The 12923-nt window shown below is 69.0% G+C and carries 11 protein-coding genes; 6 read left to right on the top strand and 5 right to left on the bottom strand.

Going from position 1 to position 12923, the window contains the following annotated elements:
- Positions 1 to 67: 67 nt before the first annotated feature.
- Together IE251_RS30870 and IE251_RS30865 are read right to left on the bottom strand one after the other, a co-directional pair.
- Positions 68 to 1906 (bottom strand): hypothetical protein, encoded by a 1839-nt coding sequence (locus tag IE251_RS30870; protein ID WP_189756265.1) that lies wholly within the window; start codon positions 1904 to 1906, stop codon positions 68 to 70.
- Positions 1903 to 2340: a DUF2563 family protein gene (locus tag IE251_RS30865; protein ID WP_189756264.1), complete on the bottom strand. Its 438-nt coding sequence runs from the start codon at positions 2338 to 2340 to the stop codon at positions 1903 to 1905. The genes IE251_RS30870 and IE251_RS30865 overlap by 4 nt, the downstream gene beginning before the upstream one ends.
- Before the next feature lie 430 nt (positions 2341 to 2770).
- On the opposite strand from IE251_RS30865, the gene IE251_RS30860 reads away from it, so the two are divergent.
- From IE251_RS30860 to IE251_RS30845, 4 genes are all read left to right on the top strand, one after another.
- Positions 2771 to 3292, top strand: a complete 522-nt coding sequence (locus IE251_RS30860; protein ID WP_189756263.1) for a hypothetical protein — start codon at positions 2771 to 2773, stop codon at positions 3290 to 3292.
- A 66-nt stretch (positions 3293 to 3358) separates the two neighbouring features.
- Entirely contained in the window at positions 3359 to 5659 is a 2301-nt protein-coding gene (locus IE251_RS30855; protein ID WP_189756262.1) for a DUF6571 family protein, read from the top strand.
- A 50-nt stretch (positions 5660 to 5709) separates the two neighbouring features.
- Positions 5710 to 6216: a hypothetical protein gene (locus IE251_RS30850; protein ID WP_189756261.1), complete on the top strand. Its 507-nt coding sequence runs from the start codon at positions 5710 to 5712 to the stop codon at positions 6214 to 6216.
- A gap of 208 nt (positions 6217 to 6424) precedes the next feature.
- Positions 6425 to 6874 (top strand): hypothetical protein, encoded by a 450-nt coding sequence (locus IE251_RS30845; RefSeq protein WP_189756260.1) that lies wholly within the window; start codon positions 6425 to 6427, stop codon positions 6872 to 6874.
- A 118-nt stretch (positions 6875 to 6992) separates the two neighbouring features.
- Here the strand turns inward: IE251_RS30845 and IE251_RS30840 are convergent, their stop codons facing one another.
- Genes IE251_RS30840 through eccB form a run of 3 tightly spaced genes read right to left on the bottom strand, consistent with a single transcriptional unit; the run spans position 6993 to position 10386 of the window.
- Entirely contained in the window at positions 6993 to 7601 is a 609-nt protein-coding gene (locus IE251_RS30840) for a hypothetical protein (RefSeq protein WP_189756259.1), read from the bottom strand.
- Positions 7601 to 8845, bottom strand: a complete 1245-nt coding sequence (gene mycP / locus IE251_RS30835) for a type VII secretion-associated serine protease mycosin (RefSeq protein WP_189756258.1) — start codon at positions 8843 to 8845, stop codon at positions 7601 to 7603. The genes IE251_RS30840 and mycP overlap by 1 nt, the downstream gene beginning before the upstream one ends.
- Before the next feature lie 11 nt (positions 8846 to 8856).
- On the bottom strand, positions 8857 to 10386 hold the full coding sequence (eccB, locus tag IE251_RS30830) for a type VII secretion protein EccB (protein WP_189756257.1): 1530 nt from the start codon (positions 10384 to 10386) through the stop codon (positions 8857 to 8859).
- Positions 10387 to 10583: 197 nt separating this feature from the next.
- On the opposite strand from eccB, the gene eccE reads away from it, so the two are divergent.
- Together eccE and IE251_RS30820 are read left to right on the top strand one after the other, a co-directional pair.
- Entirely contained in the window at positions 10584 to 11921 is a 1338-nt protein-coding gene (eccE, locus tag IE251_RS30825; protein ID WP_189756256.1) for a type VII secretion protein EccE, read from the top strand.
- Positions 11918 to 12703, top strand: coding sequence for a hypothetical protein (locus tag IE251_RS30820; RefSeq protein ID WP_189756255.1), 786 nt, complete (start codon positions 11918 to 11920; stop codon positions 12701 to 12703). The genes eccE and IE251_RS30820 overlap by 4 nt, the downstream gene beginning before the upstream one ends.
- The last annotated feature ends 220 nt before the right edge of the window (positions 12704 to 12923 follow it).

The following is a 12923-nucleotide window of genomic DNA, read 5'->3' as shown; positions in this document are numbered from 1 at the left end:
GATGGCCCTCCTCGGGCCGCTTCGGCTGGTCCCTGGCTTCATGCCTGTGTACGTCCTCGCTCGCTGTTCAGTCGCTCTGCCGAGGCGCATCGCGCCGCTGCTGCGACGAGCGGTGCTGGTCCGTCGAGGCGGCTCCGCCGACGCGGCCGTTCTCACCGGCCGGAGCCTGTCGACCGCCCACCGCACCGCGGCCCAGCCCCGTGGCGCCGGGCTCGGAGCCCTTGAGCTGAGAACCGGTGGTGTTGCGCGCCGCGCCGATGACACCCTCGGGATTGCTCGCCGACCGCAGCACCGCTTGACCCGCACCGGGTTCCGGCTTGGCCGCAGGGCCGCCCACGACTCCACGCTGGCCGAAGGCGCCCTTCGCCGGTGTGGTGGAGGCCGGTTCCTCGGCGCCGACGACCATACCGCGCGGGACACGGGGATTGGCCGTGGATCCGGACGTACGGCCCGTGACGGGCTTGCCGCCCACGACACCGTTGCGCGCCGGGCCCGTGGGACCGGTCGCTCCCGGACGCGTCCCAGGGGTGCCGGTCGTCCTCGGTGTACCGCCGGTGACGGGGCGGCCTACCGGGGTGCGCCCGGACTGAACGGGCCCCCGGGCACCCGGCTGACCCGCGGGAGTCGCGCGTCCCATCGCACGAGCGGCCTGGCCCGTCGGACCCTGCGGCACCCGGCTGCCCGGTACGGAACGTCCTGCCTGACCCACCGGTCCCTGCGGAACACGACCGGTGGAGACGGTACGCCCTGACTGGCCCGCCGGCCCCTGCGGCACTCGGCCGGTTCCGGTACCCGCAGGGCCCGTACGTCCCTGCGCGGTCACCGGGGGCCGTCCGCCGGGCCCGTAGCCGGGGGTACGACCGGTCGGCGTGACCGGAGGCGCCATCGGCCCGGTGGGCAGTGGCGGCATCGGCCCGCCGCCGCTGGTCGTCGGCAGAGTGGGCGTCGGGGAGGTGGGTGACGGAGCGGTGGGTACCTGCGGGGGCAGGGTGGTCGTGGTGTTGATCTCCGTGCCGACATCGTGGCCGGAGGGCGCGCCGGGCTCGTGGACTTCCTTGAGCGGCGGAACGCTCACGTGGCCGTGGGCGGTTGTCCCGTTCGACGTGGCCGTATCAACGTAACCTTCACCGCCATCGCCCCGGATTGCAGTCCTGGGTGTCGACGCGGACGACGTCGGGCCAGAGCCGTACCCTTCCCTACCTTCGTCAGTAAAAGGCCTGGGCACTCCAAGGCCCGGAATGGGCTGGATCGGCTCCGGCTCCTTCTCCTTGCTGAGGTCTATCGCCGCGACCTTGTAGTACGAGGCCAGCCGGTTCATCTGGTTGATGGCCTCTTGCCGGTTCTTCTCGACCTTCAGCGCGGCCACGTAGTCCGGGTTGCTGTCGACCTGCTTGGCCTTGGGCAGCTCTGTGGGCAGCTTCTGCTCGGCCGCCGGGCGGGTGTCCCTGGGCGGCATGGAGCTGCGGGCGGAGGCGAGCCCCGTGGCCGCTACGGAGAGGTGGGTGCCGGCCGCTTCGGCGTATCCCGCGAGGCTGTTGGTGTAGTGGATGAGCTGCTGCGTGTACTTGTGGAAGGCCTCGGCACCCTCGCCCTCCCAGTCGACCCTGAGGTGCTGCTCCAGGTCCGACGCGGCCTTGCGGATGTCCTTGCCGGCGTCGAACAGGGACTTGCTGGTCAGCTCGAGGTGCTCCGGATTGGCATGCTCGACCAGGTCGATCATCTCGTTGAGCTTGTGACCCTCGAAGTTCGTCGATCCGACGAGGTTGACCCGGACACCGCCGAAGAACGGCATGTTCGCCAGCATGTTCTGCGCGGTCGTGATGGGCCTGACCTGCTGGCCGACCTCCTTGTCGACCTGCTGCGCAGCGGACTTGTACTCCGGTTGCTTCTTCCAGTCGTCGCTCACGTGAGGTCCGTCTTCCCCGTCGACTTGCCTTCCGCCCTCTGCTTGCCGGCGGCCTTCTGCACCTCGTCCTGGTACTGCGCGTCGAGTTCCGTACGGATCTTCCAGAACCGACGGTGGACCTCGGCCTCGGTCCCGTCATAGGTGGCATCCGCCGAGTGCGAGGCCAGCTTCAGGGCCTCGATGTGCATTCCCAGGGTCTTCGAAAGGTGAGTGAGGCGTGAGTGCACGGTCTCGTAGGCCGTGTGCAGATCGGTCGCCTCGTCGAACGGGGCATTCGTGCCTCCGAACGACGACCGGCTGAGCGTCTGCTGCGCGATCTGGGACGGACCACCTTGCCCGCCCTCGAAGTCCTTCAGCGCGCCGTCGAGCTTGTTCTTGAACTCCTGCAGCGCATCGATGCCGCGCCTCATGCCCGAGCCGCCACCGTCGCCCACCGCGACCCCTTCCCCGTTTCCCCGTTGGTAGAGCTGGACGGACCGGGCCGGCACCCGGCCGCACCACCGGTCCGTCGCGGACCACTGTAGTCACTGCCGAAATGGCGGCCAACTGAACTATGCGACGGTTCAGTTGCGAAGCTGTCCCGAAGTGACCGACTCATGAGCCACCGGATTCCGACAAGGCGGTCAATAACGACAGAAGGGTTTCGTTTTCTACGCAGAAGCTTCACACGCGCACGGCGGCCGAAGCTGTCCGAGTGGCCTGGACCGGGGCGTCGCAATCCCGGAACCACGCCCCTGAGCTGTACCCTCCGCCGAATTTTCACGTCCGACAGGTCGCACATAGCGGACATGGCGCAAATTTTCCATGGCGTTGGTTGCTAGGTTGTGCCGGCACCGGACTAACCGCGGGGGAAGGGGCCCTTCCATGGCATGGGACGAATGGGAGCAGCTCAAGGCGCAGGCTGCCCAGGGGCAGTCGGCACATATGCAGCTCAACCATGTCGACGGGGGCGGTGGTACGTACGGCCCCTATGTCATCCCCAGCAAGACCGGTGACCTCAAGGTCGGTCACAAGGACCTGGAGAAGATCGGCAGCGCCGCCCACCACCTGTACGACCAGTTGTGGGACAAGGCCCGTGTGGCGACCCCGAGCAGCGACTCCGCGGCCGGCGACCTCACCAAGCAGGGCTTCGCCCTCGGCGCCGGCCTCCAGCACGTGTCGAACCGCTGGGAAGAGCAGTTGAAGTCCCTGATGGACGCCTGCGCCCAGATCTCCAACCACATGCAGACCACCAAGGCCGTGCACGCGAACGACGAGCACTACATCCAGCGGCAGATGAGCAGCATCGACGCCCTGGACGACGGGTTCGACGAACGGGTGGGGGCGCCGGGCGAGAAGAACGACTACGGGGACGACGGCAAGGACAAGGGCAAGAAGAAGGAGTAGCGGCGTCGGGTTGTTGACGACGCAGACGATCACACCGCCGACACGCTATCCCTGGGACGAGCACCAATGGACTTCAACGCTCTCTACCACGCCAACTTCAAGCTCCTCGACGACGCCGTCAGCGACTGGTCGACACTGGTGAAGCACCTGGCGGACCTGAAGAAGGACGCCGAAGATGATCTGCACAAGGCCGCCAACGCGGCCGACTGGGCCGGTGTGAACGCCCAGGTCTCGAAGCAGTTCATCGGGAAGACGGCCGGTGAGTTCGGCGACGCCCACACGCAGGCCACCACCATCCACAAGATCCTGCTCGACACCCGGGACGAGCTGAAGACGTTCCACCAGCAGCTGACGGACGCCGTCTCGCGTGGCCAGAAGAAGAACCTGACCGTCGTCGACGCGGGCGGCGGCAAGTTCACGGTCATGGGCAACACGCGGCCCGACTGGAGCTCGGACCCGAGCGGCAACAAGAGCGCGACCAACCAGAAGGACGTCGACGACCTCCGCGACGAGATCCAGGGCATCCTCAGCAAGGCCACGGAGAGCGACAACTCTGCCAAGGACGTTCTCATGGCGATCGTCGACCAGGCCCGGATGGGGTTCTCGGACGCCAGTTACAAGGACCGGGACAGCGCGGCAGCGGCCGTCAAGGAAGCCGACGAGTTGGCGAAGCTGGCCAAGAAGAACATCGACGACCTGTCGGTGAAGGACTTCGACCGGCTCAACGCGGGACTCAAGAAGTACCACGATGACCCGCTGTTCTCGGAGCGGTTCGCGAAGGACCTCGGGCCGGACAAGACGTTGTCCTTCTGGGCCAACGTCAGTGACCCCCAGGTCGCCTGGGACATCGGCCACGACCGTCGCGACCAGTTGGGAGAGCTCCAGAAGAACCTCGGCCTCACGCTCGCCACGGCGAGCCAGAGCGACACGGCCGACATGACCGAGTGGAAGCGGCGCATGGTCGACATCGGCGACCAGGAGGTCGGTGGCAAGCGCGGCGGCCTGCTCGGGTTCCAGGTCATGAGCAACCTCATGCGCGTCGGTGATTACGACGACGACTTCATGAAGCAGTACGGCAAGAGCCTCATGGAGACAGAGCGGAAGTTCACGCATGACGGAAAGACCACGGCCTGGCAGCGGATGGGATTCAGTCCCTATCTCAACCATATGAAGGGTGACTCCGGCTTCGACCCCTTGTCGGGCTACCTCAAGGGCCTCTCGAACAACCCTGACGCCGCGACCGACTTCTTCAACGACGACTTCATCCCGAAGGACGGGGACCACAAGACCGCCGTCTCCAACTTCAAGTACCTCTTCGAGGACCGTCACTGGCCGCATGAGAGCAACAGCGACCTGAGCCGTGGCGAGAGCACGGACGGCCGCAACAATCTGGCCTCGGCCCTGGAAGCGGCCGCCACAGGACATCCTGCGGGTGAGCTACCCACCGCCGACACTCCGGCGCATACTCCGGGACAGGCCAAACTGTTCGAGAGCATCGTGTCTTCGGTCTCGGACGACAATGGACGCCTCACCGATCACGGTTACATGTCGGACAGTATCGGCCAGATCGCCTCCGAATACCTTCCGGACATCGACCGCGCGATGACCGATGTGGATCAGCATCCCGAGAAGGGTGACGCGGACGATCGGGCCGCTTGGGACCGAATTCAAAAGCTGTACCCGGTCCAAGGCTCGGAGGCCGAACTCGACCGTCGCGAAGTGACGCGCTTCCTCTTCGCCGTCGGCCAGGACCCGAAGGGATACGCGGCCGTGGAAGTAGGCCAGAAGAATTACATGGGCAAGCTGATGGAATACCACCTGAATCCCGACCTACCCGAAAGTGAACGTCCGCACCATGACCTGGAACTCACAGTGCGGGACATCGGGCGGCACTCCGGCCAAGTTTCCGGGACCTTGGCCATGGGTCGGAACGAAGCGGTCGCAGGCCCTGCCGAAGCCAAGGACAAAGACTTCGACCACTCGGTTGCCCAGTGGAAGAATTTCATCTCTGGGACGGTCGGTACCGGCGTCGGCGTGGGAACTTCCTTCATTGCGTCTCCGGCAGTGGGCGCTGGAGTCGGCGGCGCCGCTGGAACCGGAACCAGCATGATGCTTGAGGAGCTCTTCAAGGACGCCGAGGGCGACGCCAAGGAAAATGCTGGCCCCAAGATGGGGGAGAACTGGCAGTTCGGCAACGCGAACAACATGAAGTACACCAGGAAGGCCGCTTTCGACACAGCCACCGCCTACCATATCGCCAACACTGATGACGTCGCTTCCTGGGCGGAGGATTCCTCCTCCAAGGGGTTCTTGGAAGGTGGAAATTACATGCAGCAAGTTGGCCCCGAGCTCATCACGGACATCTAATGCCGACATCGAGTCGGCCGAAGAAGGTCGGGTGTAAGCGTACTGGAGTCATGGCGGGCGCGACGGTCATTACAGTGCTCGGCTTGGTGGCCGCGTGCTCGGAGCCGGCACCGAAGAAGGAATACGCCGTGCCCAAGGCCCTGTGTGGTGTGCCGGTGAACCCGGGCCTACTTTCTCCGTTCCTTCCGGCGGGTAACACGGTCAAGGTCGGGGAATCGCGTCCAGTACCCTCCAGGAAAATGTGCCGGGTGGATGTGGATGGCACATGGGCGGTGATGGCGGACCTCCAGTGGTGGGAGGATGACGTCGATGTCTCGACTGTCGTCACAGCCAACCCGGAGACCGAAAAATCGGCACAGTCGACTGACGATGACTTCTTCTATGCCAGCACAGGTGCCGTCAAGCTGGTCAAAGGATGTAAGAACCCGGTCCACGCCCGACATCTGTTGTACACCTCGATCCAGGTCAATGACTCGGATCTCGGCGACACCGCTGCCATGAAGAATTTGTCGGCCGCCTTCACCGACGCAGTGAAGCGGTCCCGCGAGTGCTCATAAGTACTCGTTTACCACTCCCGCAAGAGGACCGTGACTGCAATGGTTGACCGATCATTGCTTTCACTCGCCGGCAGCGCCATAAGTGGTGTGGGGCTTGGTTTCGGGCTCACCTACGCATACGGCGCTGCCCCATTCGAAGAGGAGGCGGCGAGATTAGGGCCTCGGCTGTCTGTAAGACTCTGGGAACCTCACCGGGTCGACTGACGCGTTGCGGAAGGTTCTGCCCGACAAGTCCTCGTACTCCTTCGACGACCAGTTCATGCACCGTCGCACCGACGACACCGACCGCACGTACGAGACGTCCTGCTTCGTCAACGGTGACGGGAAGATGCTCCTCGTGGCGACTGCCGAGATGGTGCGCTACGACAAGGCCGATGAATGGGTGCAGGACGTGGTCGCGAATGCCTCGGTGTCCTCGGACGTGACGTCGTTCCAGGCCGGTGACAAGGCGGTCGCTTCGGGGAGGATCGCCGCCATTTACGTCCCGTGCCGTGCCAAAGGCCCCCGTGAGCATCTGAGCGTCGTCGTGGAGCTCAAGCAGCGCAGTGGTGCCGGCGATGCCGAGGCACGTGAAGGGTTGGTCTCACTCGCGCGCAACGCCGCGGTGTTCGCGCACCAGCAGGCGAAGTGTGATGCGCCGGCCAAGGTGGCGGGGTGAACATGCCTCCGGCCCGGTCGGCCGTCGCGGTCGCGGGCTGTGCGTAACGTCGGTGGTCCTGTCTGGTCCGGGTCGTTGTTGGTTCGCTCTTTTGGGTGGGATGTGGGCGCGGTCTTCGTCAGCACTCGCCCTTTTCCAGGGACGTGGTGAGGCGGTAGCCCTGGTAGGTCAGGGTGCCTTCGCCGCCTGTGATGCCCGGTGGGGTGTAGTCGTCCTTCTTGGAGCGGGTGCGGGTGAGGTGGGTGCAGAAGGCGGTGTCCGTGCCGTCGGCGGTGATGGTGAAGGATGCCTTCGCGGGCGTGTTGGTCTCGGCCGGGTCCACCGTCACCCCGTAGCCGGGGGCGTCGCCGCCGCCGTGCTCGAGGACCTTGTCCTCGATCAGGGACGCGTAGCCGGGGAACGCGAGCGGGGTGCCCGAGTCGTCGGCCTGGAAGGTGTAGCCGTTCAGGTCGTCGGTCGTCTGCTGGACCGCGCTGGTGAGTTCGCCGTCGCTCCAGGAGGCGTCGTCGGAGACGCCGAAGCCCTGGACGGCCGTGTAGACGCCAATGCCCGCCAGGGTCAGGAAGAGGATTCGGGCGGCGACGAAGGCGGAGTCGGGCAGGTCGGGTGCCGACGGGTTGATGTTCGCGCGCCAGGAGCGCACCCGGTCCGACTTCACGCAGGCCATGGCCACGAGCACGGCGGACAGGACGAGGCTCAGCACGTTCATCTTGTCCAGCGTGTCCATCAGGCGCCTTCCCGGAGGGCGCGGCGCCGGCGGCGGGCGTCGCGTACCGCCACCGCTCCGCCGCTCAGGGCCGCCACCAGGACCGCCACGGCCACGGCGACGTAGGTCGCGATGCGGGCCGTGCGTTCGCGTGGGGTCTCGCCGAGGGTGAGCTTGGCGGGGGTGGGTGCCTCCGCGTGGGTGAGGCCCGCGTCGGGGTGCGGGGTCTCTATCGGGTGGTCGTCCTCGGTGAGGGCGCGGACCGGGTCCACCACGCCCCAGCCGACCAGGGGGTCGTGGCCGGCGATGGAGCGTTCGGCGGTCTGCTCGATCTGGGCCACGATCTGCCGGGGCGTCCAGTTCTGGTGCTTGGCCTTGATCAGCGCGGCCACGCCGGCCACGTAGGGCGCGGAGAAACTCGTACCGTTGTCCGGGCAGTGGCCGCCCTTCGGGACGGTGGAGATCATGTCGACGCCCGGGGCCGCCACGCCGACGAAGTCGCCGGACTGGGAGAAGGCCGCGCGTTCGTTGTTGCGGTCCGAGGCCGCCACCGCGAGGACTCCCGGGTACGACGCCGGGTACGTCTTCTTCCGGTTGCCGCCCAGGCCGTCGTTGCCCGCCGAGGCGACCACGACGATGCCGGCCGCCAGGGCCTCGTTCACCGAGCGCTGGAGGTCGGGGTCCGGGGAGGCGGCGTTGGCGGTGTCCTGGGAGATGTTGATGACGTCGGCCTTGACCCGGATCGCGTGCCGGATCGCCTGGGCGAGGGTGGTGGCCGTGCCGTTGCCGTCCGCGTCGTTCTGCTTGATCGGGATGATGGTGGCCTCGGGGGCGAGGCCGACGAAACCGGTGCCCTTCATGGGGCGGGCCGCGATGATGCCCGCCACCCGTGTGCCGTGCCCGACGGTGTCGGTCGTGCCCTTGTTGTTGCCGCGGTCGAGGGGCTGGCCCTTCTTGTCCTTGGTGGGCAGGAAGTTGGCGCCCCGGGAGGCGTCGACGGCGTGCGCGAGCTGGGGGTTGGCCGTGTCCACGCCGGTGTCGATGACAGCGACCCTGACGTTCTTGCCCTTGGACTGGGTCCACAGCTCGTCCAGGTTGACGCGTTGCAGGGCCCAGGGCGTGCCGGCGTACTTGTGGTTGGTCTTGTCGAACGTGCACTGGTCGGAGGCGGAGTCCGCCGTGGCCGCGGGTGCCGTCAGCAGGGTGGCGGTCACCGCTGCGGTCGCCGCCACGAGAGTCGTACGGGTGCGGGACGTGGACGTCATCGGCGTACCCCTCAGGAGCCCTGCGGCTGGCGGGCGGCCGCGGTCGACAGGCGGGGGCCGGTCGGCAGGAACTTGGACCAGGGCGCGGGGATGGGCGCGGGGTTCACGTCGGCGTAGCCGAGGCGGGTCTGCGCGAGCTTGGCCTCCTGCTGGAGCTGCTTGCGCTGCTTGTCGCTGACGCCGATGCCCTTGTCCACGCCGGCGCTGTCGTCGTTGGACTGGAGCGCGTAGCGCAGGCCGGTGTCGGTGACCAGGAAGACCGGGCCGGCCTTGGTCTCCCGGCCCTGGAACTGGCGGTAGAGCTGGCCGGAGCCGGCGGTGACGTAGGCGCTGGAGGAGCCGGTGGGCAGCACCGCGGGGAAGTCGGTGCCGGCCCAGGTGCTCAGGGTGGTGGCGCCGGTGTCGGGGTCGACGTGGTTGAGGATGGTGCAGACGGTGTTGCGGCTGCCGTCGGCCGTCGCCGGGTTGTTGACGGCGCTGGGCTTCTCGGTGGGCCAGGTGTGCTCGGCGGCGAACGGCTCGCCCCGGGTGATGGCGCCCGCGCTGACCTCCTGGGCGTGCCCGGCCTGGCCGAGCTTCACCAGGTCGGTGCTGGCCAGCAGCAGCTGGGCGACGAAGTCGGAGACGGGCGCGACCCGGCCGGGCAGGACGACGAAGTACTGCTCCTGGCCGTTGACGGGCGCCCGCAGCACCATGCCGACGCGGTTGGCCCGGGCGTCCAGCTGGCCGGGGGCGTTCGCGGCGGCGCCGGGTGCCCCCGTGACCGACGGGAAGCTGATCGGGTCGCCCGGGTGCAGGGTGTCGATCCACTCCTTGGTCACCCGCTGCGGGGTGCGGTCGGCGCCCACGATGGTCTGGAGCAGGAGGCTGTCGCCGGCGTCCACGGGGTAGGCCCGGCCGTGCGCGTCGATCACGTACTGCTTCTGGTCCGGCGTGGCGACGTAGAGGAGTTCGCCGCCGCGCAGCTTCTGCCGGCCGCCCCGGAGCTTGTCCCGGTCCCGTTCGGCCAGGACGAACGCGGCCTTCTGGACGGAGCCGCCGCTGCCGCTCGGGCGCTCGCACACGGCCCACTCCTTGGCCGCGCCGGCCTCCTTGCCGGAGGGCAGCCGGTCGGGGGCGTAGGGGATGCCGATGGTGACGCCGTGCGGGATCTTGCCGTTGTCGAGGACCGACTCGTCGACGGTGACCACGTCGACGTCGCTCTGGGTGTCGAGGACGAGCTTGGCCGACGCCATGTTGAGGACCGGGTGGAGCTGGACCTTGTCCTTGGTCTTCAGGACGACGTACCGGGTGGTGGACTTGCTGGCGATGATCACCTTCTGTCCGGGGGTGTCCCAGCCCTGCGGGGCCGTCGGTTTGAACATCCCCCAGGCACCGAAGGCCGCGAGCACGACCACGCCGACGATCGCGCCGGGCAGGATGGCGCGCAGCGGCCGGGGCGCTCCTTCGTCGGAGGCATCCGGTGACGACTGCACGAACGACGCGAGCATGCGGCGCTTCGCGAAGGTGTAGGCGTTGAGTTGGTCCCGCCGAGATGCCATCTGTGCCTGTTTCTCCCCGTGACTCGCCCGGAGCGCGCCCGGGGACCACGCTCCCCCGCCCTCCGTTGTCGGACCCGGCCCCTACTATGCCTGGTACGGAGCGGGTCTCGTGGAGCGGGTAGGGTACCTGGGCCCTCAAGGGCCTTGTTCAGTGGCCTGGTTCCAGCGAGTTGTGAGCAAATCGGGGGGATGCAGTGATGGCTTCCGGAACGCGGACGCGAGCGCGCGGCCGGTCGGCGGCACGAGGTCGTGCGGCCGGGTCCGGGTCCGCGCCGCGCGCCGCGTCCGCCCGGCGCGGCGCGGACCGCCAGCAGGTCACGCCCGGGCTCCGGCAACGGCCGGGCCAGGCCGGGTCGTTCCGTTTGCAACGGCTTGTGCTGGTGGAGCTGGCGGCGGCCGTGCTGCTCGTCGGCTGGGCCGTCGGCATGGCGGCCCTGGTGCCGGCGGCGGTGGTCGCGCTGGTGCTGCTCCTGCTGGCGTTCGTACGGCGGCGGGGCCGGTCCCTGCCGGAGTGGCTCGCCACCGCGCGGGAGCTGCGGGCGCGGCAGAAGCGGGCCGCGAACACCCCGATACCGCCGGGCACCGAGCCCGGACTGGTCCCGGCCGTGGAGTGCGAGCCGGCCCTGCGCACGTACTCGTACGGCGCGCGCGACCGGCGGCCGGTCGGCATCGTCGGGGACGGCACGTTCGTCACGGCCGTGCTGCAGGTGGAGGCCGACGCGACCGCGCTGCGCGCCGAGCGGAGCCGCCAGCCGCTGCCGCTGGGCCTGGTGCGGGGCGCGCTGGAGGTGGACGGCATCCGTCTGGAGTCCGCGCAGATCGTGCTGCACACGCAGCCGGCGCCCGCGCTGCACCTGCCCCAGCAGTCGGTGGCCGTCGCCAACTACGTCCCGTTGCAGGAGCAGACCGGCGCCCCGGCCGTGCGCATCACCTGGATCGCGCTGAAGCTGGATCCCGAGCTGTGCGCGGAGGCCGTGGCCGCGCGCGGCGGCGGGCTGGAGGGCGCGCAGAAGTGCGTCGTACGGGCCGCGGACCACCTGGCGAGCCGGCTCACCGGCGCCGGGTTCCGCGCCCGGGTGCTGGACGAGGAGGAGCTGGTCGCCGCCCTCGCCACCTCGGCCTGCGCCAATCCGCTGGTCACCGCGGAGGCGGGGCGCAGCGAGACCCGGGAGCGCCGCACGGAGGAGTCGGGGCGCAGCTGGCGCTGTGACAACCGGCGGCACACCACCTACTGGGTGCGGCGCTGGCCCCCGCTGGGCGGCGGCCGGGCCGAGTCCCTCCCCCAGTTCGTCGCCCGGGTCACGGCGATACCGGCCCTGGCGACCACCTTCAGTCTGACGCTCGCGCCCGGGGAGCGGCAGGAGGTGTCGCTGTGCGGGCACCTGCGGGTGACCGGGCGCAGTGACGACGAACTCGTGGCGGCGCGGCGCGCCCTGGAGACCGCCGCCCGGCAGTCCGGTGCGGGGCTGGCCCGGCTCGACCGCGAGCAGCTGCCCGGCATGCTGGCCACTCTGCCCCTCGGAGGTGCGCGGTGACGACGATTCCGACGACCGCCCCGGCGGGCCAGGCGGCGCCGGGAGCCCAGGAGCCGTCCGGGCTGCGGCGGACGGTGGACCGGCTGCGGCACGGCCTGGGCCTGATCGGGCCCCGGCACGGCCGGCACGGGCTGCCCGCGCAGCAACTGGACGCGCTCGCCCTGCCCATCGGGGACGACGGGGTGGTGGCCGGTGTCGACGCCGAGGGACAGCCGGCCGTACTGGGCATCAACCGGCCCACGCCCTACGACGTCGTTCTGATCGGCGGCCTGTGGACCGCGCAGGTACTGGCGCTGCGCTCGGCCGCCACCGGCGCCCGGGTCGCCGTGGAGACCGGCCGGCCGCAGGCCTGGATGCAGATGGTGCACGCGATGGGCGGCGGACAGAACGGCCTGTCCGTGTACGACGTCGGGCGGGTGCCGCCGCAGGGCGCCTCCGCCGGTACGCCGGTGCTGGTGGTGCGGGACTGCGGTATGCGGCCCCCGCGCGGCCGGGTGGTCTCCGGTCCCTGGCAGTCGGTGCTGACGCTGCTGCCGTATCTCAGCCCGGTCGCGCCCCGGCTGCTGCGGCAGGCACGGCTCGCCGGCATCCAGCGGGTCTCGCCGGACGAGGCGGCCGAACTCGGGCGCACGATGGGGCTGTCGAGGACCGAGGTGGAGTCGCTGCCCGCGCTGCCCGACGGGGTCACCCTGTGGTGCACCGACCGTGACCGGCAGTACGTGCTGACGCAACCCACGGACGCCGAGATCGGATTGTTGGGCACACCGCGCCGGATGGACTGAACTGCCCTTTCCCGTCCCTTTTGTTCGGGTGGCCTGGTGGACCGGTGGGACGGTTGAGGCGTCCTCGGGCGGGCACCGGCCCACCGGGCGGGCGCCGAGAGGCGGGCGGGCCTGCCGAGGTGCGGCGTCCGGTGATTAGGCTGGGAGTGGGCGCGATGGCAGGACCCGTGGGCCGGGCGTCGGTGTCCCGGGGGAGGTCCGGTGAGTCGGACCGCCCCGA

It is taken from the genome of Streptomyces eurythermus, from assembly GCF_014649115.1.
GTDB classification, from domain to species: domain Bacteria; phylum Actinomycetota; class Actinomycetes; order Streptomycetales; family Streptomycetaceae; genus Streptomyces; species Streptomyces eurythermus.
This window is presented reverse-complemented; position numbering and strand designations above follow the sequence as displayed.

Coding starts and splice junctions, on each gene's coding strand:
- IE251_RS30860 (WP_189756263.1), top strand. CDS start 2,771: ATGGCATGGGACGAATGGGAGCAGCTCAAGGCGCAGGCTGCCCAGGGG.
- IE251_RS30855 (WP_189756262.1), top strand. CDS start 3,359: ATGGACTTCAACGCTCTCTACCACGCCAACTTCAAGCTCCTCGACGAC.
- IE251_RS30850 (WP_189756261.1), top strand. CDS start 5,710: ATGGCGGGCGCGACGGTCATTACAGTGCTCGGCTTGGTGGCCGCGTGC.
- IE251_RS30840 (WP_189756259.1), bottom strand. CDS start 7,601: ATGGACACGCTGGACAAGATGAACGTGCTGAGCCTCGTCCTGTCCGCC.
- mycP (WP_189756258.1), bottom strand. CDS start 8,845: ATGACGTCCACGTCCCGCACCCGTACGACTCTCGTGGCGGCGACCGCA.
- eccB (WP_189756257.1), bottom strand. CDS start 10,386: ATGGCATCTCGGCGGGACCAACTCAACGCCTACACCTTCGCGAAGCGC.
- eccE (WP_189756256.1), top strand. CDS start 10,584: ATGGCTTCCGGAACGCGGACGCGAGCGCGCGGCCGGTCGGCGGCACGA.